This window comes from Asanoa hainanensis, assembly GCF_900188485.1.
Classification (GTDB): Bacteria; Actinomycetota; Actinomycetes; order Mycobacteriales; family Micromonosporaceae; genus Asanoa; species Asanoa hainanensis.
Genome location: NZ_FZPH01000010.1, coordinates 1 through 22,334 on the forward strand (window position 1 = coordinate 1; position 22,334 = coordinate 22,334).

Sequence of the window (22,334 nt, forward strand, 5' to 3'; positions counted from 1 at the left end):
GTCGAAGGTGACGTCGCCGAGGCGGCCGGTGCCGCGGACCTCGCAGGCGCCGGTCTTGGCGTCGACGCGGGAGCCGGCGGGCAGCTCGACGGTGACGTCGACGGAGCCCTTGGAGCCGATCAGTTTGTGGTGGGTGGTGGAGTCGGTGATGCGCAGGACCCCGTCGTGGTAGTCGACGGTGGTGCGCTCCGCGGCCTGGACGTCGTGGCTCTTGGCCGCGTTCACGGGCTGGACCCGCACCGTGGTGACGGCCTGGTCGGAGGCGATGAACTGGACGCGGCCGGCGGGGATCTCGAGGATGGTGGCGATCGGGGCGGGGGTCTCGAACTTCTGCGTTGTCATGCCTCGACTATCGGCACCGGTGCTGCCACGCCCCCGCCACGGACCTGACGGGACCCCTGACACTCATTCCCATAGCCGCCGCGACAGCTCCTGGGCGGCGGCTTCCGTGTCGACCGGGATGGTGAGCCATTCGCCGCTGAGTGGTTCGGCGAGCTCGGGCGCCGAAACTACTCGGTCCTGGACGTTGACCGCTATCTGGTGTCCGGCGGACCGTGCGGTCCAGGCGGCGAAGGCGGCGCGGTCCGCCGGCGCGAGGGTTATCTCCACCGCGTGGATGCCGATTGAGTCCGCGCCGAACTCGACCGCTTCGGCCCGGGTCACATCGAAGCCCGGATCGACGAAATAGCACCAGTCCCCACCGGCTCCCGGACCCGGAAGACCGCCAGCACCAGCTATGCAGGCGGCCTCGTCCACCCGCGCGACCACGTGCAGCGACACCGGTGTGCGGAGCTGTCGAGGCGCGGTCGGGTCCGACGGCCGCGGAGTCGGCGGCTCCTGCCTCGCCGCGCAAGCGGTAGAACCGACAGCGACGGAGGTCGCGAGCACGATGGCGATGACTCCGAAACGCCGAATGGTCATGTCGTCTTCCGATCTTCGGAGTCGAGCGATCGATCCTGATGATGTCAGCCGTATGCACGCCTCGTCCTTGCCCGACGCAGGACGAGCACGTTGGCCGCGGCGACGAGCAGCAGGAAGGCGACAGCGGCGGTACGGCGGAGCGACCACGGCCAGCCGCCCGCGTCGACGTCGAACACGGTGCTCTCCGGCACCAGGTCGGTGGCGAACTGGAAGTCGGTGAGTCCGTCCGAACCCGTGGGGAAGCTGAGCATCCGGTCGAATCCGTTGCCGGTGAGGGAGAACTCCGCGACGCCGTTGCCGAGGGTGAGGTAGACCCCGTCGCCGCCGTTCCAGCCCAGCAGCCGGTCGCCTGAGCTCAGCGGCATCGAGCTGGGTACGGCGCCGTTCTGGCCGAGCCAGTCGCCGCGGAAGTTCAGGCGCCAGATGTTGCCGTACCGCTCGCCGGCGGCGATCAACAGCGACGTCGACAACGTGTTCAGGCCCAGCGTCACGACCTCGCGGCAGCGTTCCACTGGACCGTTGACGGTGACCGGCTCGGCGGGCTTGGGCGGGTCGACCTGATAGAGGCGCAGCGTGCAGCCGTCCTCCGCGCCCGCCGATGCGAGGACGGCCGACCCCGTCGCGGCGAAAGCCGCCTGCACGAGCCCGTTGCCCGTGTCCGGGCGGGGATCGGCGACCTGGACGAAGCGGCGGGTGTCGAGGTCGAGCACGCTCACTCCGGCTGGGCCGGCTCCTTTCTCGGTCGCGGTGGCCTGGGTCGCGAACGCCACGCGCCGGTTGTCGGGCGACCAGGCCAGTGGGCGGAGGGCGAGTGGGGGCTCGAACGAGTAGCGCTGGGCCTGGCCGGTGCGCAGGTCGACGACGTCGGCCTGCTCCGTCGTGCGGCTCGGGTTGGTCAGCACGACGGTGAGACCGTCCGGCGACAACAGCGCGGCGCCGTTCTGGTCGTCGAAGCGGCGGTAGGTGACCCCGTCGGTCGCGAGCACGATGTAGTGGCCGCCCTGGGCGAACAGCGCGATCGCCCGGCCGGGCGGGTCCTGCGCGACGGTGGTGGTCACCCCGGCGGCACCGGCCAGCACGCGGGGCAGTCGATAGGTGGTCGACTCCTCTCCGGGGGCCGTCGACGGGCCGGGCAGGGCCACCGTCGCGGCCAGGACGGTCGCCACGGCGGCCGCCGCCAGCGCCACGGGCCACATCCGCGCCGCCCTTTCAGGGCCGCGGCGGCGGCGCGCGGCGGCTCTGGCTCGCAGCGTCGCCGGCGGGGGAGCCTTCACCGGAATCGCGTCGACACTCGTGCGGATGAGCTCCGCGACCCGTTCCTCGGAGATCATCGGTCCTCCAGCTGAGCCTGCAGGTGTGCGAGGCCGCGGTGCAGCAGCGACTTGGCCGTACCCAATGGGCAGTCGAGCGCCTCGGCCACCTCCGCGACCGAAAGGTCGAGGTAGTAGCGCAGGAACAACGCCATCCGGTAGCGCGGCGCGAGCCGGGCCATGGCGGCGCGGACGGCGACGATCCCGGGATCGGGCGGCACGGCCGGAGTCTGGTCGAGCGTGCTCGCGTGCCGGCGCTCGAGGATCCGGCGGCGGACCCACGACGAGCAGCGGGACACGACCGCTTTGCGCAAATAGGCAACGGGCGCTTCGACCTGGTCGATGCGGCGGTACCACTCGACGAACACGTCCTGCACGACGTCTTCGGCGGCCGGCATGCTGCCGACCGTCACGTAGGCGAGCCGGACCAAAGAGGCATACTGCGCCGCGTACACCGTGTCGAACGCGTCGGCTCGCGCCATCGTCTGGACCGCCACCTCAATGAGGCGCGCGAGCGACCCGTTTCGTTGCACGCGCGTGGCCGCTTGTGCGGGTGCCGTGGTTCTGGAAGGTTCCGGCCGTGCCCACAACTGAATCGGTTGCCCTCGGCCCGCTTTCGCAGAGTTGGCGGCAGGACTTCCGGCGCAGATGGGCCGCGTTCGCCGTCAGCGAGTTCGGCGGCGCGCTGGGCTACTCGGCGATGCCGATCGTCGCGGTGCTGGTGCTCGGGGCATCGGACTTCCAGGTGTCGCTGCTGACGGTGGCCGCCGGGGTGGTGAGCGCCGTGGTCGCACTGCCGTTGGGTCCGTGGATCGAGCACCGCCGCAAGGTGCCGGTGATGGTCGCGACGGACCTGCTGCGGTTCGTGGCTATCGCGTCGGTGCCGGTCGCGGCGTACTACGGGGTCCTGACCTACTGGCACCTGTGCGTCGTGGCGGTGGTGGAGATGGCCGCGCGGATGGCGTTCGACTCGGCCGGTCTCGCCCAGCTGCGGGCCCTGGTGCCGGCCGAGCGTCGAGCGGAGGCCAACGGCCGCTTCGAGACGACAATGTGGACAGTGAACGCGGTCGGACCGCCCACGGGCGGATTCCTCATCTCCTGGCTCGGCCCGACCGTCACGATGGCCCTCGACGCGGTCAGCTTCCTGGTCTCCGCGGTGACCCTGCGCGGCCTGAGCGCCTCCGAAGTCGCGCCGCCGGCGCGATCCGGCGCCCATCACTGGCTGCGGGACGCGACCACCGGCTGGCGTTACATCTTCGCCCGCCGCGGGCTGGCAGCGCTGTTCTGGAACTCGATGATCTTCGGCGGTTGCATCCTGGCAGCCGTGCCCCTGCTGGCGGTCTTCGTCCTGCGGGATCTCGGTTTCTCGCCTTGGCAGTACGGCCTGATCGGCGGCGTGTCCAGCGTCGCCGGCATCCTCGGGTCAGTGCTGGTCATGCCGATCAGGAGGCGCATCGGCGAAAACCGGGTGCTGTTGTTCGGAGGTGTCGGCCGCAACCTGTGGCTCGGTCTCATCCCGCTCGCCACCGGCGCCACCTCGGGGCTCGTGATGATCACGGCCGCGCACTTCCTGCTCTACCTGTTCGCCGGCATCTTCAGCCCGACGTTCGCCACGTACCGGATGAACGCGACCGACGACGCCCACATGTCCCGCGTGGTGATGGCCTGGTCGATCGCGAACAAGGTCGTCCAGCCGGCCTTCATCGCCGCGGCCGGGGTGCTGGCCGCGATCACGAGCGCCAGAACGGCACTAGCGGTCCTGGCGGCGATCCTGCTGACGGGCATCCTGCTGCTGCCGTGGCGGCCCGACCCCGGGCCCGAGCTTGTCAGCGACGGCGGAAGAGACCTCGCTTCGGCCGCACCACGCCCTCGATGAGCGACCGGATCGCGTCGAAGGTGAGCACGTCCGGGTTGCGGTCGGCCGACGCGATCAGCCCGAGGCAGCGCACGACGAAACTGCGGTCGCCGTGCTCGTCGGCGACGAAGACCGGACCGCCCGCGAAGCCCTCGGGCAGTGCGCCCAGCCAGCGCACCACACCGTCGGGATCCCGCCCGATGTTGGAGGTGGCGATGGCCAGGGGCCGCTGCTCACCCTGGTCCCGGACGACATGTCCCAACGCGTACGCCCGGCGTTGCCGCCCGTCGACGGCGCGCACGTGCTCGGCCGTGGCAGCGACGCCCTCGGTGACCTCCGCTGTCGCCCAGGACCAGCCCTTCGTCGCCGCATGCTCGTGGAGGAACAACGTGCGGGTGACCGCCACGCCGGAGCGCCGCGACCACATGCCCTCGAAGTCGGTCACGAGCAGGTAGTCGGATGCCGCGTCGGTGGGCTCGATCAGCGCTGGGCGGAGCCGCGCCCTACCCACCTTCGTCCGCGTCAGACGGTCGGCGGTCACCAACCACTCGCGTACGTTGTCGCCGTCGGGCGTGGACTCGACGAGCTCGTTGTAGAAGAACGCCGTCCCCGCGCCTGGGCTCTCGCCCAGCGGCAGGGTGCAGGCGCTCCAGTGCTCCAGGATCGCGTCAGCGAGTGGATCATCCGTGGTCATCTTGCCCCGCCTAGAGCAACCGGTAGTGCGCTGCGGTCGCTTCGGTCACCGAACGAGGGTTCGGCGCCTTGATCGACAGCTTCGCCGGCGCGGTGACGGTCAACGACGTGTAGACCTCGCCCTCGGTTGTCTGCACCGTGTAGCTCATCCGCACCAGCCGCCCGGCCAGGTCGAGGTCGGCGGATAGCGGGACGGCCGACGGGTTCTGCGCGAAGTCGGCGACCCGCTGGAGGGCCGCCTTCTCGCTCGCGGAGGTCGCCGCGTCGACCGCCTTCTTCAGATCGACGGTGCCGCCGTACAGCACGCCGGCTTGCTCATCGATGGAGACCAGGCCGGCGAGAATTCCCCATTGGGCGTTGACGTCCAACGAGGCGCGCAGCGGGCTCGTCGCCGAGAGCTTGTCGAGGTCTATGCGCAGCCAGGCGTTCTGCTTCTTCGGATCGCTGGCGACGAACACCTCGTCTCCGATGCGGACCATGCGGGTCTTCCCGTCCGCGGACTCCATCGTGCCCTGCATGGCATCGGCGTCGAGGTCCGTGTCGACCGTTACGCGGGAGACCAGGTCGCCGTCGAGGCGCAGCCGGACCTCCATGGTGAAGGCCCGCTCGGCGTACACGAGCTTGACCGAGTCCTGCACGGCCGCGATGTGGTCGGGTGCCGGGCTGGTAGGCGGCGCGGACGGCGCCGCGGAGCCGGGCCCGCCGCCACATCCGGCGACCAAGACGAGCCCAAGCAGAGCGACACAGGCACGATATCGACGCACCCGCGCACCCTACAGTGATCTTGCGCCGCTCGGGTGGCATGGAAAATGGTGGGCCGCCAGGGACTCGAACCCTGAACCTATGGATTAAAAGTCCACTGCTCTGCCGGTTGAGCTAGCGGCCCGCGTCAGACAGGATACCGGACCGTAGCAGAGTCACCCGTTCACTGGAGGCCCTTGCCGTCGCGGGATGGGCTGCGCGCCGTTTCTGCAGCTCATGTCCCATTTGCGCATAGCGGATGGGGTGGGCGCGTGGTGGCGATACACGAGATAACGCCTCACTGTACGCCCGCGCTCCCGGGGGTTCGACGGAGCTGTGTCGTCGCTCTGTGTAACTGAGGCCAAGGGTTTTCTTGCTCGAAGTGGCGATATGTTGCCAACATGCGAGCGCCCAGGGGGCCGCCCAGGTCCATACTGGACATTCTGCGGTTCCGTTTGTGCAGGTGGAAGCGTTGTTTCAAATTCGGATTATTGAGGTCTTGAGGGCTTTTAATCCATAGGTTCCGGGTTCGAGTCCCGGGCGGCCCACCTGAGTCGTTCTCGTGCGAGTGGCTCGCAGGTGTGCCGACAGCGGCACCTGATCGGCGTGGCACCAGGGCAGAGGCAGCTTCGGCCTTGGCGCGTTCAGACTCTAGCTCGTGCACGACCGAGGTGTAGGTGTTCGCAGCGACAGTGATGCTCGAGAGCCCGAGTACCTCCTGGATGTCCTTGAGGTCGGATCCGGATGCCTTGAGGAACGTCGCAGCGCAATGCCGCAGGTCGTGCAGCCGGATCGGCGGCAGCCCGGAACCTGCGACAGGTCGCTCGAACCGATCGCTGACCTGCTCAGGATGCCACTGGCGACCGTCGGGTCGCACGAAGAACAACTCGGTCTTCGGCCAGGCGGCGTCGGCCCGCCAGCGTTCCCGCCGCTCCTGGTAGTTGCGTAACGCCGTGGTCGTGGAGGCGTCGAGCGCGATGATGCGGTCACCGGCGTAACTCTTGACGACCTTGAGCACTGGTCGATAGCCGACCGTCGTGAGCTGCTGAGTGATCGTGGCGGTCCCGCCCGCCAGGTCGACGTCGTTCTCGCGCAGGCCGAGTGCTTCGCCGCGACGCAGGCCCCGGTGCAGGATGAGAGCGACGATGGGGTAGACCAAGTCGTCATGGTCCTCGACATGATCGAGGAACGCGCCGGCTTGCTCGGGTGTCCACACCATGACGCTGCTGGGTCGTAGTCCCGTCTCCTTCCACTGCTGTACGGCGGCGGAGGTCCATACCCGCGCCCTCGGTGCTTGAACCGAAGGCAACTCGACGTATGCTGCGGGGTTGGACTCGATGAGCCGATGGGTGCGTATCGCATCGTTGAGGGCTTTGCGCAGGGTCGCGCGGATACGTTGCATCGTTGCCGGACCCGTCTTACGGACACCCTTGACCGACGCCCGGACCTGGACATCACCGCTGCAGCGGGCGATGTCGATCTGGAGGTTGCGGTCGCTGATTCTGTCGAACATCGACTGGAGATGGCCGACTCGGAGCCGATCGATCGGGATGTGACCAAGGTGCGGCACGAGATGGACCCGGATATGGGTCTCGTAACTGACCAACGTGGTGGGTTGGATCTTGCGACGACTGGCGTGCCACTGCCAGAGGTAGTCACCCGTGGTCATCGCAGAAGATGCCATGAGCCCGGCCCGGACGCCGCGGGTACAGCATCCCGATCGGGAAACGGCCGACCGCTCTTGGTGTCCCTGAGCATGCGCGCGATCTCGTTGCCGACTGCGTTGTCGTCACCAGCGAGTTCGAGTAGCGACTGCGCACTGCCACGGTCGACGAGTGCCGCTTCACGGGTAGCGAAACCGAAACGTCGCAGCTGCCACCGTTTGCCATCGGGCTGCACCGGTAGCTCAATCCGGTAGCCCCACGTGCCGTGGGCGGCGCTCCACGCACCACCGGCACGACGCAGCCTCGGACATGCGGCGCCGATCTTTTTCCTGTTCTCACCACGACAAGAGCAACTCTTGAACGGCAATCCCCGTGACATGAGAATTACTCCCGGTAGGCGCCTGGGCCGTGCGATTGGGCTCCACCCAGAAGACCGTCCAACCACCCTAAAAGGGTAGAAGAGTAGCGGAGGCGCGATAAGGCGCATCCGTAGTTGCTGCTCAAACGAGTGACAACACCAGCCTGAGTGCCGCGCTGATGGTCACGGGCGAGTGTGTCAGCTCACGGCGACAAGTCATCCACATCAATCCCTGTCGAATCCGTCCATCGTTCGTTGTGACTCGAGTTCCGGCGCCGAGGTGCTGCTTTGCGAGCGGGTAGTGTCACAGGCGTGACCGCTCCGATGCGTGTTGCCCTTGCGACGTTCGGCATCGATGAGTTTGCGGCGCTCCGCGCCACCTGCGTTGGGGCGGGCCACGAGCCCGTCGCGTACGTGTATTGCCGCTCGATGAAGCCGAAAGGCCGGACGGATGCTCGCGCGGCGGCGGTCGCCGGTCGTGTGATGGAGGCGCTTCCGCCGGGCATGGATCTGCTGTTGCCCCCGGTACGGCTGAAGGGTTGTCCGGCGCCCTGGGCGGATATCGACTGGATCTGCTGGTGGTCTACGGCTTCAACTGGAAGCTGCCCGCGTCCGTGTTGCGTACGCCTCGGTTGGGTGTGATCAACGTTCACTCGTCGCTGTTGCCCCGGTACCGGGGCCCGGCGCCGGTGTTGTGGGCGATCCGGAACGGTGACGCGGAGATCGGGTTGACGGTCCATCGGATGGACGAGCAGTTCGACACTGGTCCGATCCTTGCTCAGCGGGGTGGGATCGCGCTGGGGGAGGACGTCAGTCCGCAGCGGTTGTGGCAGCGGGTCAGGCCCGTCCTGGACGAGGTGCTCACGGTCGCGTTGGACGAGGTGGCGAAGGGTCTTCCCGGGGTTCCGCAGGATGACGCCGGCGCGTCCTACGCGGGGTTCGTGGAGCCTGAGTTCTCGTTGGTGGATTGGTCGCGTACCGCCGTGCAGGTGCACAACCAGGTGCGGATGTTCGGCTTCATGGGGCCGGATCATGCTCCGGTCGCCGAGGTCGGCGGTCGGTGGCTGAAGGTGCTGCGGACCCGGCTGAGACCGGCGGACGGCATCCGGGTGCAGTGTGCTGATGCGCCGATCTGGATCGTGGAGTCGGCACCCGCACAGTCGCCGCTATTGGTTGCTGAGTGCTCGGGTGATGCGCTCGCGCAGTGCGCTGGCCTCGGGGAAGACGCTGGTAATCCGCGCCGCGGGCGCGACGGACCCGATGCTTGGACGCTCCGCTGCAGTGGTCACCCGGTGCGGCGCCGCGCTGCGGGCACGGCCAGTCCGAGTCCGGATCCTCGACCGTGACGACGCCGTCCGGCAGCCAGCCACTGTTCGACGGATCGTCAGCAGCCTCGCGGATCGGTAAGCGATCAAGGAACTGCATTCGCGAGGTGTAACGGGATCAGGGGCTTCACTCGTCGAGTGCTGCCAGGTCGAGGCGTTCGAGGAGGCTGGGTTTGCGGGCGTGGGCCGTCCGCAGTTCTGCCAATCGCTGCCGGAACGGTGCGGTGGCGTGGTCGCGTTCGGCGAGGTCACCCAGGTCGGTGAGGAGTTGAACGGCGGCGTCGTAGTCGCGGGGTTTCTTGGCGGCGATGAGGTCGTGGATCTGCTGCCACGCGCCGGGTTGGTCGGCCGCGAGGGCGTCGAGGTGTCGTTGCCGTGCCGCGGCAGCGGACCGTTCCCGGCGGACGCGGTCCTGTTCGCGTTGTTGGGCTTCGCGGCGTTGCCGTTCGACGCGGATTTCGGCGGCTGCCGCGAGGATTTCTCCCGCGGTGCGCCGGGTGGCGGGGGCAGCGGGTGTCGTGGCGGGCTGTTCGTCGCGGTAGCGGCGTAGCAGGCCGCTTCGGACATGGTTGTCGCTGCCGGTGATCAGATCGGTGAGGATCTTGTCCTTGTCCCGGGCGGCAAGGCCGGTGACCCATGTGCGAAGTTGAGCACGGCTCGGTTCCTCGGCGGTGGCCGGCGCGGAGCCGGCCGCCGCGGCCGCGAGCAGGTCGGGGTCGACGCATAGAAAGTCGGCGATCGCGGTAAGGGATGCGTCGAGCGTGCCCAGCCCGGCGGGAACCGGCGGTTCCGGTTCGTCGTCGGAGAGTTCTTCCGATTGCAGGCACCGGAGCCAGCCGAGGTAGAGCAGTCGCAGGTCACCGGCGGCGAGGGCGGCCCTGGCCGGGATGATCGAGGCGAGCAGGCCGTCTCCGCCGATGTCGAACTCGTCGACGCCTTCTTCGTCCTCGCGGTGCAGGTGGATGATGATGTGCTGGCCCGCGGTCCACGCCGACGCGCCGTCGCCCACGCAGTAGTCGGCGGCCACCGCCGGGTCGAGCACGCGCTTCGGGAGCCGGAGCATGAGTTGACGGGTGCCCCAGTTCGTCAGGTACAGATGAGCGTCGAAGTAACGTTCCATCATCCGCTGCGGGTCGCCTTTGAAGTTGCCCCACTCGTAGGTGTTGACGAAGCTGGTGGCGGTGATGTCGGCGCGGGTCGACAGCGCCCGCAGTTCGGCCCGCTCACGGGCGGTGAGAGGCCGGTCGACGGCGGTGAACTCGTAGTACTGGTACTCGCTCACGCCCGGTTACCTTCCTGCCCAGTGTCGGAAGGCGTCAATCCAGTCGACGCCGTCCGGTGGCGGGGTGGGCAGGGGTAGGTCGAGCAGGTCAATCCGCTGCCGGTCGCGGCCACGGGTGCAGATCGCCGCGATGCTGTCGCCGGTCAGGTCGACCTTGCGCACAGTGACCTCGACACCGAGGATCGTGGTGCTGAACGGCACCGCCAGGTTCTCTTCGATCATGGTGTAGAGGCCGGTGAGCTGTTCGTCGTCGTTGTAAGCGTCGACGGTGGCTTCTTCGATCATCGCTTCGAGCGCCGCAACCCGCTTCGCTGCCATCGACAGATGGTAGCGACCCCTCCGCTGGAGGGTCCTATGCCGGTCTACGAGGATGGTCGGTGTGGGTGGGGTGGACGAGTTCGCCGGTCTTCGCCGGGAGGTCGAGCGTTTACGGGCGGAGAACGCCCGCCTTGCACGGCTGCTGGAGCTGCGCGGTCAGGACATTGGTCCGGCGCCTGAGCAGCTGGCGGCGCCGGTCGCCGCGCCGGGCCTGGTCACGATGAACTCCCCGGTGCGGGACAAGCTGGACCTGTTCACCAGCCTGTTCCAGGCCCGCAACGACGTGTACGCGACGCGGTGGGAGAACCGCCGGCTCGGTACGGCCGGTTGGTCACCTGCGGTCGCCGGTGGCTGGCGTAAGGGGATGGACCGGCGTAGCGCCGCGTACCTGCCCCGGACGGCGGAGGTCGTCGCCGCCCATCTCGTCGGCGACGTGTTCATGGGGCTGTACCCCTTGATGACCGGCAACACCTGCCATTTTGTGGTGGCCGACTTCGACGGCCCGACGGCGATGCTCGACGCCCTCGCCTACACCAAGGCGGCACGGACCAGCGGCGCCCCGACCGGGCTGGAGATTTCCCAGTCGGGACGCGGAGCCCACGTGTGGATCTTCTTCGCCGGCCCGGTTCTGGCGGCGGTCGCCAGAGGGGTCGGCACAGTGCTGCTGCACGAGGCGATGGTGCTGCGCGGGTCGATGGACCTGCGCTCGTACGACCGGCTCTTTCCCAACCAGGACGTCTTACCGGAGGGCGGTTTCGGGAACCTGATCGCCGCGCCGCTGCAGGGCCGCCGTCGTAACGACCACGGGCTGACCACCTTCCTCGACCTTGCCACGTTGGAGCCGTACGAGGACCAGTGGGCGTTCCTGTCGACGCTGGACCGGCTCAGCCCGGGCGATGCCGAACGCCTCGCCCGGCAGGCGAAACGTGCCACCACCGGCACCGACGTCGCCTCGATGAGCCGATCCGCCGCGACCCGCGTCCATCCCGCCCTACCGCTGGAGGTTCACGCGGAGGTCGGCGCCGGCCTGAGCATCGACGCGGCACAACTGACCCCGGCCGCCCTCGCCACGTTCAAGCACGTAGCCGCGATGGCGAACCCGAAGTTCTACGAGCTGCAACGCCTGCGCAAGTCGACCTGGGACACCCCGCGCTTCATCCGCGGCTACGACCTCACCCTCGACTAGCGCCTCATCCTGCCGCGCGGCCTGCGCCACGCCGTCACCACGATCGTCGAACAGGCCGGATCACGGCTGGCCGTCACCGACGTACGCAACCCGGGCCGGGAGATCGATGTCGCATTCACCGCCGCACTCACCACCAGGCAGAGCACCGCGGTTGGTGAAGTGCTGGCCCATGATGACGGGCTGCTCGTCGCACCGCCCGGTTCCGGGAAGACGGTCATGGCCTGCGCCGTGATCGCCGAGCGAGGCGCCTCCACCCTGGTGCTCGTCGACCGTAAGGCCCTGGCCGACCAGTGGCGGGAGCGCGTTGAACAGTTCCTCGGCGTCCGCGCCGGCCAGCTCGGCGGTGGCCGGCGAAAGCTCACCGGAACGGTGGACATCGCCCTGCTGCCATCCCTGGCACGGCGCGACGACATCGCCGGCCTCACCGAGGGGTACGGGCACGTAATCGTTGACGAGTGCCACCACCTCGGCGCCGCCGCGTACGAGCACTCCGTCAAGCGCATCGCGGCGCAGTTCTGGCTTGGGCTCACCGCCACCCCCACCCGCCGCGACGGGCTCGGCCAACTCGTCACCTGGCAACTCGGCCCCGTGCGGCACACCATGACCGAGGAAGAGCAAGGCCCCTCGCCGCCGCGCTGGAGTTCAACACCGGCCCACAACGACTCCTGCACGTCCACGAGACCAAGTTCCAAGCCGCCGACGTGGACCTGGACGCACCGGGTGCGCTCGCCGAGGTGCACCGGCTCCTGGCTGTTGCAGAGCCGCGGAACACGCAGATCGCCGCCGACGTCACCGCCGCGCTTGCCCGCGGGCGAAACTGCCTTGTCCTCACCCGCCGAGTCGCCCACGTCGAGGCCCTCACCGCGATGCTTGCCGCGCGTGGGTATCAGCCGCTTGTCCTGCAAGGCTCGATGACCACCACCGACCGGCGGGCCGCCGTCGGCCGGCTCGCCGACGCCAAGGCCGGTGACGGACTACTCGTCATCGGCACCGCACCATTCATCGGCGAAGGCTTCGACGCCCCAGCACTCGACACCCTCTTCCTCGCCGGCCCAATCTCCTACGACGGCCTGCTCATCCAATGCGCCGGCCGCGTGATCCGCGCAGCACCCGGCAAGGACGTCGCCGAGGTCCACGACTACCACGACCCGGCGACGCCGGTCCTCGCCGCCTCGCTCCAACGCCGCATGCCCGGCTACCGCGCACTCGGCTTCACCAAGACCGGCGAACGTTGATCTGAACGCCGCAGCGCACCCACCCGCGCGATCGCAATGTGATCCTACGGCGATCGGACGTTCAGCACCTGGCGAGCACGACCGCCACAGAACCAGCACAGCAGACCTACCTCGACACGTTGAACAAGCTCCGAGGAGGTACGAGATCACGTAGACCTGCGGATACGTGCCGAACCGTTCGAGTACAACACCTTGCGAAGCAACACGTCCAGCGAGTGAGTACTCGCGGGCGAGGGAAACTCAGCCAGTCTGACTACGGATCAGAAGGTTGTAACTGGTGTCGTCGTTGTGCAGCGCTGGTGGAGCCGATCAGCAAGATCCACTTGAGTGTGTTCGAGTTCGCCTGCTGGATAGTCACGCGCCTGGTCCCGTGGATCAGCCGCTGAACGTCGCACACGCCGATCACCTTGCCCGCGACGTCAGCCCATTTCGTACCTCGGCAAACTGGCCGGCCCCAACGAGCGGACGGCCCTGGCGAAGGTCGTGGATTGCATCGCCAGGGCCGTAGCGACATCGTCTCAGAGGGGCGGTGTCGCGTGGGTCGTGGTTACCGGCGTGGTGGTGCTTGCGGTCTCCGTGGTCTGGGTTGCGCGCTCCGTCGTCGGCGGCGGAGATGCACCTGCGTCGGGCGATATGGCGTTCGGGTGTCTGATGGAGGTCAACGAGCCCGACCACGACTACTGGCGGCGGGTGGCTGCCGACGTCGCGGACCGTGCCCGGTTGACCGCCGAGCAGCGCCAACGAGTCGAGGCGATCACACCGACCGTGACGCGCGTCGCGGGTGGCGGCTGTCTGCATCTCGACCCGTCCTGCCGGGGACGCGGATCGTCACATCCACCTACCGATGAGGACCTCGACATCGCCCGTCGCGGGCTCGAGCAGTTCGGCGCGGAGGAGGTGACGGTGCGGCTGGCCGTGCGGACGACCCTGCGCCGGCGGGCGCGCTGGTTTATGCGACGCTTGAAGCGCTGGCCCGGCTGGCCGCCGACGGCGACTACGACCCGCAGAACCAGTATCTGCCGGGCACCCGTCAGCGGATGGGAGGACGTGGCCTCGCCCGAAGCCGAACGCCGGATTCTGCGCTACCTCTGGGCCGGGCTGGCGGATTGGCGACCCGGGCGGTGGAACCTGATGCTCGCCGCCAACGTCGTCGGGGTACAGAGATCGGGGCTCAGCATTTCGTGGTAACCCCCACTGTTTCGACCGAGTCGTGGACCCGTCGGCGACACCAGGGCTCGGGATACGGCAACGCCTTCCGTGAGGCGCTCCTGCATGTAGAGGGCTCGAATTCGGCGGCGGAACCGGCCGGCTCAAGCGGGATCGACGAATCCAGGAACCGGCCGAGGAACTTGGCGCGATTGCCGGCGAACGCTCTCCCCGGTGAGTGCCGGTCCGCATCCTCGGCAGCGGCTCGGGTGCTCCGTGGGTGCTCGGATGGCGGCGACGCCTGACGGATTCGTTGGCTGGATTCCGGATTCCGGCCGCCAGCGCCTATTCACGGGCTGAACACCGTAAGTGACGACCGCGCTGACCTAGCGATACTCCGCCACTGGTAATCGGATTTACAGGCAAGAATCCGGACGCCGACACTAAACGTTTAGTAGCGGGGGCGAAGACAGCCGCTGTGCATTAAAAGTACACTGCTCTGCCGGTTGAGCTAGCAGCCCGCGGTGGTCAGGCTACCTGACCTGCGGTGAAACGTGGAGCCGGTTACCGGGTTCGTGCCCCGTTTCGGCAGGTCTGCCGAACACTCGAACAACTCTCGAGCAGCCAAGCTGGCCGTAGCCGGGCAGGTCGAAGGGGCTTCGTGAGCTCGAACGGCGACGCATGGACGGGCGCTGGCCGGGCGGGTGTGGGCCAGGCCACGTCCCTACGTCGTTGACTCCCGGTCGGTCAGCGTCCGGCTTTGGCGTTGAACTAGTCGACGATCTCCTGTGGGATTCGGCCTTGCTCGCTCTCGCACCGGTCTGCCGGCGGCCGGTCGACCAGATCGCGATCGGCGACGGCCCGCTGATCCCAACCCGCCACCACCGCCTGGACGCTCAGAGGGAGAGCTACCGCTACGCGACGAACCTGCAGGTCTCGATCGACGCCAGAACCCGACGGGTCATCGCTTAGTTAGTGAGACCCGCAGTCAGGCGATCGCAACGACATCGTCGTTGTTCGCACCTGAGGCATCGACCGGAAGTTGGCCGGCCGGTCATGGCCGACGGCGGCGACTGCGGCAACCGCGACGTGATCATCCCGTATCGCAAACGCCCGCGGCAGCGAGCTTGCCGACTTGAAGAAGGACCTGAAAGGCGGCCGCCGCAAGGTCCGCGCCGCATCGAACGCGCCTTGGCCAGGATGAAGAGCCGGAAGATCCTTCGCGACTACCGCCGCGCCGCCGTTACATTGACCGACTCCGCTTTCGGGGATCGCCCATCTTCACAACATCGCCTTGACCTGGTGACCGCGAACCCCTCCGATCAGCTGACGCAGTCCAGTTACGAGATATTCGCCTAGGGAGCGTCTGGCCGAGTTCGTTGGCGCGACCGGTTACCCGGCCGCTACCCGATGACCGAACGTGGCTGAGCCGTCGTCGATGCCATCGAGCCAGAGCGCCCGCTGTTTGAATCAGCGCTATACCGCGACTAAATCCAACCTCCGAATAATGGCCAACGCTGGCGCGGTCAAAAGGTAGCGGAAAAAGCTGGATCGGTCATTTGCGCGGATGTCAAAGACTTGTTCACGTGGGGCAACTCGGTGCCGAGAATCGGTCCCCTGTTGGTCCTCTTCAATATTGTCATGGCGGCGGCGCGGCCGATGCCGTCGCCATCTGAGGGGATCTATCATGATCACCAGCGCCTCGCGGCGTGTGGGTGCGGTCGGCCTCACCGCATTGGTGGGGGCCTTCTCGGCACTGAGCGCCAGCCCTGCCCATGCGGCGCCAGTTTATGAGGCGTCGTCAGGCCCTCGGCCGCACTTCCAGCTTCCCTTTCCCTGTGCTGAGCAGTGGCGATTGGGAACTTATGTGGGGCACGATGATTACGAGATCGATATGACGATGGTTGGACAGGCTTCGCTTGGTCGTCCGATCGTCGCCTCTTACAGCGGGACTGTTATGGCTTCAGGGGATGGCGGCGACGCTGGCCTCCGGGTGCGGCTATGGCATGGAGGTGGTTGGCAGACCGAGTATTACCATATGCGGGACTGGCCGCTGGTCTCGGTAGGGCAGTTTGTGCAGCAGGGGCAGGTGCTTGGCTTCGTCGGCAGCACCGGGAAGAGCAGCGGCCCCCACCTGCACTACGCTCAGCGTTCGAACGGTTCGCAAACCTCGAACGGCACCGTTGTACAGTCCTACTTCAACGGCGCACCGTCTGGGATTACGCACGACAATTCGGACTATGGGTATAACGACATTAGTCAGAATTGCCACGGAGGTCTCTATCGCGAACCCAATGGGGTTATGGCTGTTGCCAAGCGGATGGTTCAATGTTCAACCGCAGCTGCCCAAGACTTCAATCTACCCAGTATTGCCGCGCGACAACAGCAGCGGGGCAATATATGCGATCGCTGGCGGCGCCAGGTACCACCTGAATGGCACCGAATGGAGCCAGATCCCCAACGCGCAGTATGTCAACACGTCGTTGACCTGGCTACGTGGGCTAGCTGCGCGGCCGGCCGTGGGAACGTTGCTCGGTCGGTACAACGGACCCGAGATTTACCAGGTTACCAGTACCGGCCTGAAGCATCTCAGCGCAGCGGAATGGAACAACCGCCCCTTTACGAAGGTTCCTGACGGCTGGATAAATCTCATTGCCTGCTCCAGCGTATCGGGGCCAACCTGCTGATATTCGAAGGCCGCGCATAGATCGAAACTGACGAGTGGTTGATCAGGTGTCCCGGCGGCTCGCGCCGTCGGGCAACCCTCGCGCCGGCGAAGTCGTCGACGGCGACTATTACGGCGATCGCGGCTCAACGTCCTTCATGAAGTCGCGGCGCCACAGGTATCGGCCAGGTGGCTGCCAGCGGCCGGCGAGGAGGAGCGCGGACGTGACGTGCGTCGGCCTACAGACGCGCCGTCGCCGTCGAGGCGGCTGGCAGATCTAGGCATGAAGACAGCAGGTTCGGCCCCGGACGGGGTCTCGATCCCGGCAACCACTGTAGAGCCACCGGTCTCTCGCATCCGACGGGACAGTACTTCCGCAAAGTGCACCAGCCTCAGCGTCCACGGGCCCGGAGATACCCGCGCTGTCGAGGACCGCATCAACCACCGGCCAGGGAAGATCATCGGCTGGAAACGCCCATAGCAGTTCCCAAATCCAACGAGCCAGTGCCTTCGTTGAGCTGGCGAGCCCGGTGCGTCAACATCGACGCGTTGACGGATCATCCACCATTGAGCGGCGGCCAGCTTGCGGGCAACGGGCTCGGTCAGATGCCTGGCGCACTCCAGAATCTCGACGACAGCGTCGCCGTGTGGGCCGAATAGCGTCCCGGTCGGGAGCTCGGCCAGGACATCCGCGACGAAGAACCGGGTGTAGCGCGCGTCCGCATGCAAGCCTTCGGCAGCCCCTGCCACAGCAAGCCGTTCCTCTTCGCTGCTGGACGGGACGCTTGCTATGCGAAACAGCCGGCCCGGCCACCGTGCCATGATGACGGAGTCAAGCTGGCGATCCACCACGATCCACGGCGGGTCCCACGACGGGGTCATCATCCGTCTGCCGACGTTCGCATCCGCCATCGCGCCAGGCCGGTCGTCACTGACGCAGACGAAAGCCTCAACGACACTCGGTACGGTACCGCGCCGCCTGCCTCACTGCCGCAACCGAATACGCACCTCGCGAAGGACGGTCAACCGGGGCGCGCACGGCGGCAGATCCGTGCACTCGGGGTTCAGCCAAGAAACGTCCACCTGCGTGTCAGGATCGCAGCCATGGATGAGAAGACCGAAGCGCAGCTGCGTGTTATTCGCAAGGTCGCAGCGGCTCTGCAGGCGGCCGATGTCTCGGCATGGCTGTTCGGAGGCTGGGAGCTCCATGCGAGGATCGGCCGGATTACGCGCGAGCACGGCGACGTGGAATTCTGGGTCGAGCGTATTCACGCTGAGCGTTCGGAGACGCTTCTCCTAGAGGCTGACGCGACGCCTTTGACGACTCAACCGCCGGAGGAGTCTTTAGCCGCTGAGCCAGTCCTCGCCCAAGATGCGCTGGCCCCAGATGACCGCATCCGCGACCGGCGAGGGTGGCAGTCCGTTCGAGCCAGGCCGAGTCCGGGGGTCGCTTGCTTGTACAGGCGACGCCAAGCAATCCCCGGGCGTAGAAGAGCGTCCGCGGGCCCGAACCGGAGGATCGCGTAAGCCGGTCTGGGCGAGAAGGCGCGTAACTCGGGCTCCATGGCGGCGAACAGCTTCGTAGCCGACGCCGGCCTCGGTGATCGCCTTCTCCAAGCGGTCCTCGATCCCGTGGATCCCATCGACCACGTCAATCTCTGCGAGCCCATCGCCGGGCAACGTGTAGCGCACGGTTACGGAATGTTCGGATGAGCCAGCCCGTCCTTCGTCGGAGACCGGTTCGGAACGCGCACACGCGACCAAGACGCCCAGCAGGAGGGCGGCGACAGTGATGACGGCTGCGGTGGACCGGCAACTTTCCGCGCGGGCGTGTAGATCACGGCATCAAAGTAAGGGTCGCGCTGTCACCCGCGAAGATCGTAGTGCTCGATACCGCGACGGACTTCAACCAGACCCCCTGTCGCCTGCGATCAGGCTCGCCTGCCGGGAATCCGGAGCGGGCGCTGATCTCATGCTGTCGTGCGGCCCGGTTGACCGCGTCGCGGTCGTCGGGTGTCCTTCAGCCCACTGGTGAGGGGCGCGGGCGTATCGGCGCAGCGCTTGCCAGCCGGGGCGCCGCGAGGCCGCGACGCCCCTTTACCGGTGGTTCAGCAGGTGCGGGCGTTGTAGGCGGCCCAGTAGGGGCCCGTGCCGTCAGGCGTGTAGAAGCGGTAGTTCCCGTCCGGCGAGCGCTGCAGGACGAAATCGTGCGAGGCGTACGAGCTCCGGGCGCCCTTCACGCCGTCGAAGGTCACGTACAGCCACCCGTTCTGGTTGTCGTGCTGCGAGAGCCGGTCGCCGGCCTTCGTCCAGGTGTTCCGGCCGGCGGAGCCGTCCGCGGTGAGGCCCTTGTCGCGCTGGAAGTTCCGGGTCGCGGCGTCGGTCTGGTCGCCGAAGATGCCGTCGATGCCGGACGAGGGCAGGTAGCCGTTCGCCCAGAGAATGGTCTGCCACAGGCAGCCGACATTCGAGGAGCGGTGCGTGGAGACGTTGACGACACCCTCGTCGTCGAAGTCGTCAGCCACACCGCCGGTGCCGTAGACGTACGCCCGGCCGCTGTAGGAGCCGCTTGCCGCGGCCGGCGTGGCGAAGGCGACGGTCATGCTGAGCGCCAGCGCCGCGCCGACGGCCGGGGCGGCGGCCCTGCGCAGCAGGTGGCGGATGGAGCGGTGCGAAGACATCGATCTCCTCTTGTTGCTGGTGGAGCAGTGTGGACGGTGGAACGGTACGGCGGGGCCCGTACAATCGCCGCACAACTGGCGTACAACCCAGCGGCCCGCCCGCCCGACCGACTGCAGCGCGAGGTGCGTGTGCGTTTCGAGCTCCTCGGCCCACTCCGCGTGCACCGCGAAGGCCAGCCGGTTCCGCTCGGCTCGGTGAAGCAACGCCTCCTGCTGGCCACCCTGCTGCTGCGACCGAACGAGGTTGTCACCGCCAGCGAGCTGGCCGCCATGCTGTGGGGCGACGACGAGCCGGCATCGGCCGCGGCGAACCTGCGCACCTACGTACGCGGGCTGCGCCGGGCGCTCGGCGGCGGCACGCCCATAGCCGCCGCGGCCGGCGGCTATGTGCTGCGGGTGGGAGCCGGCGAGCGCGACCTGGACCTGTTCGACGCCGCGGCGGCGCGGGGCCGTGAGGCCCTCGCGGCCTCGGACGCGGACCGGGCCGCGGCCGAGCTCTCCAGGGCCTTTGGCCTGTGGCGTGGGGAGCCGCTCTCCGACCTGCCGCTGGGGCTGGCGCTGGCCCGCCGTGCAGCGCGGTTGGTCGAGCGGCGGCTGCTCGCTGAGGAGGACTACGCGGAGGCGGTTCTGGCGCTCGGCGACCCGGCCGAGGTGGTGCGCCGGCTGCGGTTGCTGCTCGATCGGCACCCGCTGCGCCAGCGGGCGTGGGGCCAGCTGATGGTAGGCCTCTACCGCATCGGCGATGTAGGCGGCGCGCTGGATGCCTTCCAGCAGGCACGGCAGGTGCTGGCGGAGGAGACGGGCCTCGACCCGGCACCGGAACTCACCAGGTTGTACGACGACCTCCTCCATCATCGCCCGAGCCTGGCGGCGCCGCAAGGCCCGCAGCGGGCGGCGCCGGACGGGTCGCCCTCGCCCTCGGGCCCGTCGGGGCCGGTCGTCCAGCGTCCCCAGCAGCTGCCGCGCGCGGTGCCGGGGTTCGTCGGGCGCGGCGCCGAGTTGGCCAGCCTCGACGCGCTCCTGGACCGCGGCGCGCAGGGGCCGACCAGCGTGGTCATTGCCGCGGTGTCCGGCATGGCCGGGGTCGGCAAGACCGCCCTGGCGCTGCATTGGGCGCACCAGGCGGCGGATCGCTTCCCGGACGGCCAGCTCTACGTGAACCTTCGTGGCTACGACGAAGCCGGCGCGGTGCCCCCGGCCGATGCGCTGTCCGGCTTCCTCGAGGCGCTGGGTGTGCCGCACGCCCGCATACCGTCCGACCCGGAGGCCCGCGCGGGGCTCTGCCGCAGTCTGCTGGCCTCCCGCCGGATGCTGGTGGTCCTCGACAACGCGCGTGACTCCGCCCAGGTCCGCGCGCTGCTGCCCGGCTCCGGCGGCTGCATGGTCGTCGTCACCAGTCGCGACCGGCTGGACGGCTTGATCGCCGCCGAGTGGGCCGTGCCGTTGACGCTGGGCGTACTCACCACGGAGGAGTCGACGAACCTGCTCGCCGGCCGCATCGGCACCGGCCGGCTCGCCGCGGAGCCGGCCGCGGTGGCCGAGATTGTCGAGGCCGCCGGCCGGCTCCCGCTGGCCCTGTCGATCCTGGCAGCGCGGGTGGCCACCCACCCTACGTTCCCACTCGGGGCCATCGCCGCTGAACTGCACTCGGCCGAGGCAAGGCTGGACGCGCTGGCCGACGGCGACGTCCGGCGCGTCTTCTCCTGGTCGTACCTGGCCCTCGGCAACGACGCGGCCCGCTTGTTCACCCTGCTGGGGCTGCACCCGGGCCCGGACCTGACCGCCGCCGCGGCCGCGGCGCTCGCCGGCATGACGACCGCGGCTGTCACGCCGCAACTGCGGGAGCTGGCCCGGCTCCACCTGCTGACCGAGCACATGCCGGGCCGCTACGCCTTCCACGATCTGCTGCGGGCGTACGCGGCCGAGATCGCGGAGTCGTCGGAGCGCGCCGACGAGCGGGCGGCCGCCCGGGCACGCCTGTACGACCACTACCTGCACGCCGCCTATCCGGCGGCTGTGCTGCTCCAGCCGCAGTGGCCCCGGATCGATCCGGTGCCGCCGCTGCCCGCACTCGCGCGCCGGCCCGTGACCGATCACGACAGTGCGCTCGCGTGGTTCACGGCTGAGCGCCGGGTGCTGATCCGCGTGGTGCGGCAGGCGGCCGAGAGCGGCTTCGAGGCGTACGCTTGGCAGATCGCGTGGGCGTTGAACACCTTCCTGGCACCGCGCGGCCTGTGGCAGGACCAGCTGGCCACCCAACGGGTCGCCCTCGCCGCCGCGGAGAAAATCGACGACCGGGCCGGGCAGGCTGTCGCCAACCGCCTCCTCTCCCGGGCACTGACCCGACTCGGCGACCACGGTGCCGCCGAGCAGCGGCTCCGGCGCGCGCTGGAGATGCACGAACGCCTCACCGATCCGACGGGTCAGGCGCTGACGCTGCACAACTACTGCGAACTCTGTTATCTGGACGGCCGGCTCGACGAGGCGCTCGCGCACGCGCGCGAGGCGCTGCGGCTCTACCGACTGGTCGGCAACCACTCGGGTGAAGCCCGGACGCTCAACGCGATCGGTTGGCTGCTGGCCAGCACGGGCGACTACGTGCAGGCCATCGAGAGCTGCACCGAAGCGCTCTCCCACCAACGCCGGAGTGACGACCGCAACGGCCAGGCCGCGACGCTGGACAGCCTCGGCTTCGCCTACGACCGTCTGGGCGAACGCGAACGCGCGGCAGAGTGCTACGAAGAGGCGATCCAGCTCTTCCGCGACTCCGTCGACCGGTATCACGAGGCGGAGACCCTGATCCGGCTGGGCGACACCCGCGAAGCGATGGGCGACGCGACCGCCGCCACCGCGGCTTGGCGCGAGGGGGTGCGGATCTACGACGAAGTCGGCGACTCCGCCGCCGAGGAGGCCCGCCGCCGGCTCGAACGCCGCTGACACCCGCCAGACGCCCC

General features: G+C 68.3%; 20 protein-coding genes, 1 tRNA gene and 2 pseudogenes. 11 read left to right on the forward strand and 12 right to left on the reverse strand.

Features of this window, described 5'->3' with window-relative positions; all coding sequences use genetic code 11:
• The 4 genes and pseudogenes from CHC05_RS23190 to CHC05_RS23205 form a co-directional block, all read right to left on the reverse strand.
• Window positions 1-342: pseudogene (locus CHC05_RS23190) on the reverse strand (DUF4097 family beta strand repeat-containing protein); the annotation flags it as partial.
• Between the two features lie 63 nt (window positions 343-405).
• A complete protein-coding gene (locus tag CHC05_RS40860) occupies window positions 406-921 on the reverse strand; it encodes a SecDF P1 head subdomain-containing protein (protein WP_144022728.1) in 516 nt (171 codons plus the stop codon).
• A 44-nt stretch (window positions 922-965) separates the two neighbouring features.
• Complete coding sequence (locus CHC05_RS23200; protein WP_089252314.1) at window positions 966-2,252, reverse strand: WD40 repeat domain-containing protein; 1,287 nt, start codon at window positions 2,250-2,252, stop codon at window positions 966-968.
• Window positions 2,249-2,713: an RNA polymerase sigma factor gene (locus tag CHC05_RS23205; protein ID WP_089252769.1), complete on the reverse strand. Its 465-nt coding sequence runs from the start codon at window positions 2,711-2,713 to the stop codon at window positions 2,249-2,251. The genes CHC05_RS23200 and CHC05_RS23205 overlap by 4 nt, the downstream gene beginning before the upstream one ends.
• 98 nt (window positions 2,714-2,811) lie before the next feature.
• Between CHC05_RS23205 and CHC05_RS23210 the strand changes: the two genes are divergently transcribed.
• Complete coding sequence (locus CHC05_RS23210; RefSeq protein ID WP_089252771.1) at window positions 2,812-4,107, forward strand: MFS transporter; 1,296 nt, start codon at window positions 2,812-2,814, stop codon at window positions 4,105-4,107.
• Here CHC05_RS23210 and CHC05_RS23215 read toward each other — a convergent pair.
• From CHC05_RS23215 to CHC05_RS23230, 4 genes are all read right to left on the reverse strand, one after another.
• Window positions 4,058-4,780 carry a hypothetical protein gene (locus tag CHC05_RS23215; protein WP_089252316.1) on the reverse strand — a complete coding sequence of 241 codons (723 nt, stop codon included), beginning with the start codon at window positions 4,778-4,780 and terminating at the stop codon, window positions 4,058-4,060. The genes CHC05_RS23210 and CHC05_RS23215 overlap by 50 nt on opposite strands.
• A 10-nt stretch (window positions 4,781-4,790) precedes the next feature.
• Window positions 4,791-5,543, reverse strand: a complete 753-nt coding sequence (locus CHC05_RS23220) for a hypothetical protein (protein ID WP_144022729.1) — start codon at window positions 5,541-5,543, stop codon at window positions 4,791-4,793.
• 46 nt (window positions 5,544-5,589) lie between these two features.
• A tRNA-Lys gene (locus CHC05_RS23225) sits at window positions 5,590-5,665 on the reverse strand.
• A gap of 153 nt (window positions 5,666-5,818) precedes the next feature.
• Window positions 5,819-7,189: a tyrosine-type recombinase/integrase gene (locus tag CHC05_RS23230; RefSeq protein WP_245871171.1), complete on the reverse strand. Its 1,371-nt coding sequence runs from the start codon at window positions 7,187-7,189 to the stop codon at window positions 5,819-5,821.
• Window positions 7,190-8,081: 892 nt separating this feature from the next.
• On the opposite strand from CHC05_RS23230, the gene CHC05_RS23235 reads away from it, so the two are divergent.
• Window positions 8,082-8,888 (forward strand): methionyl-tRNA formyltransferase, encoded by an 807-nt coding sequence (locus CHC05_RS23235; RefSeq protein ID WP_218824659.1) that lies wholly within the window; start codon window positions 8,082-8,084, stop codon window positions 8,886-8,888.
• Between the two features lie 106 nt (window positions 8,889-8,994).
• Here CHC05_RS23235 and CHC05_RS23240 read toward each other — a convergent pair whose 3' ends face one another.
• Both CHC05_RS23240 and CHC05_RS23245 read right to left on the reverse strand, forming a co-directional pair.
• Entirely contained in the window at window positions 8,995-10,149 is a 1,155-nt protein-coding gene (locus CHC05_RS23240; protein WP_089252322.1) for a hypothetical protein, read from the reverse strand.
• A 6-nt stretch (window positions 10,150-10,155) separates the two neighbouring features.
• On the reverse strand, window positions 10,156-10,467 hold the full coding sequence (locus tag CHC05_RS23245) for a calcium-binding protein (RefSeq protein WP_089252324.1): 312 nt from the start codon (window positions 10,465-10,467) through the stop codon (window positions 10,156-10,158).
• 61 nt (window positions 10,468-10,528) lie between these two features.
• Here CHC05_RS23245 and CHC05_RS42615 point away from each other — a divergent pair, with 61 nt between their 5' ends.
• The 7 genes and pseudogenes from CHC05_RS42615 (at window position 10,529) to CHC05_RS23260 (ending at window position 16,669) form a co-directional block, all read left to right on the forward strand.
• Entirely contained in the window at window positions 10,529-11,653 is a 1,125-nt protein-coding gene (locus CHC05_RS42615; protein WP_245871172.1) for a TOTE conflict system archaeo-eukaryotic primase domain-containing protein, read from the forward strand.
• A gap of 159 nt (window positions 11,654-11,812) precedes the next feature.
• Window positions 11,813-12,139: pseudogene (locus CHC05_RS42620) on the forward strand (DEAD/DEAH box helicase); the annotation flags it as partial.
• A 215-nt stretch (window positions 12,140-12,354) separates the two neighbouring features.
• Window positions 12,355-12,888, forward strand: a complete 534-nt coding sequence (locus tag CHC05_RS42625) for a DEAD/DEAH box helicase (RefSeq protein WP_245871173.1) — start codon at window positions 12,355-12,357, stop codon at window positions 12,886-12,888.
• 555 nt (window positions 12,889-13,443) lie between these two features.
• Window positions 13,444-14,076, forward strand: a complete 633-nt coding sequence (locus CHC05_RS23255; RefSeq protein ID WP_144022730.1) for a hypothetical protein — start codon at window positions 13,444-13,446, stop codon at window positions 14,074-14,076.
• A gap of 759 nt (window positions 14,077-14,835) precedes the next feature.
• Entirely contained in the window at window positions 14,836-15,006 is a 171-nt protein-coding gene (locus CHC05_RS43480) for a hypothetical protein (protein WP_179266331.1), read from the forward strand.
• 84 nt (window positions 15,007-15,090) lie between these two features.
• Window positions 15,091-15,393 (forward strand): hypothetical protein, encoded by a 303-nt coding sequence (locus CHC05_RS43485; protein ID WP_144022731.1) that lies wholly within the window; start codon window positions 15,091-15,093, stop codon window positions 15,391-15,393.
• Between the two features lie 541 nt (window positions 15,394-15,934).
• Window positions 15,935-16,669: a M23 family metallopeptidase gene (locus CHC05_RS23260; RefSeq protein WP_281257715.1), complete on the forward strand. Its 735-nt coding sequence runs from the start codon at window positions 15,935-15,937 to the stop codon at window positions 16,667-16,669.
• A gap of 1,014 nt (window positions 16,670-17,683) precedes the next feature.
• Here CHC05_RS23260 and CHC05_RS42635 read toward each other — a convergent pair.
• The gene (locus CHC05_RS42635) at window positions 17,684-17,971 is read right to left on the reverse strand and encodes a hypothetical protein (protein WP_245871174.1); all 288 of its coding nucleotides are present in this window, start codon (window positions 17,969-17,971) and stop codon (window positions 17,684-17,686) included.
• Here CHC05_RS42635 and CHC05_RS43490 point away from each other — a divergent pair.
• Entirely contained in the window at window positions 17,885-18,226 is a 342-nt protein-coding gene (locus CHC05_RS43490; protein WP_425426840.1) for a hypothetical protein, read from the forward strand. The genes CHC05_RS42635 and CHC05_RS43490 overlap by 87 nt on opposite strands.
• A 581-nt stretch (window positions 18,227-18,807) precedes the next feature.
• On the opposite strand, the gene CHC05_RS23270 is transcribed toward CHC05_RS43490, so the two are convergent.
• Complete coding sequence (locus tag CHC05_RS23270) at window positions 18,808-19,380, reverse strand: peptidoglycan-binding domain-containing protein (protein WP_089252332.1); 573 nt, start codon at window positions 19,378-19,380, stop codon at window positions 18,808-18,810.
• A 123-nt stretch (window positions 19,381-19,503) separates the two neighbouring features.
• Between CHC05_RS23270 and CHC05_RS23275 the strand changes: the two genes are divergently transcribed.
• The gene (locus CHC05_RS23275) at window positions 19,504-22,317 is read left to right on the forward strand and encodes an AfsR/SARP family transcriptional regulator (protein WP_218824660.1); all 2,814 of its coding nucleotides are present in this window, start codon (window positions 19,504-19,506) and stop codon (window positions 22,315-22,317) included.
• Window positions 22,318-22,334 lie beyond the last annotated feature (17 nt).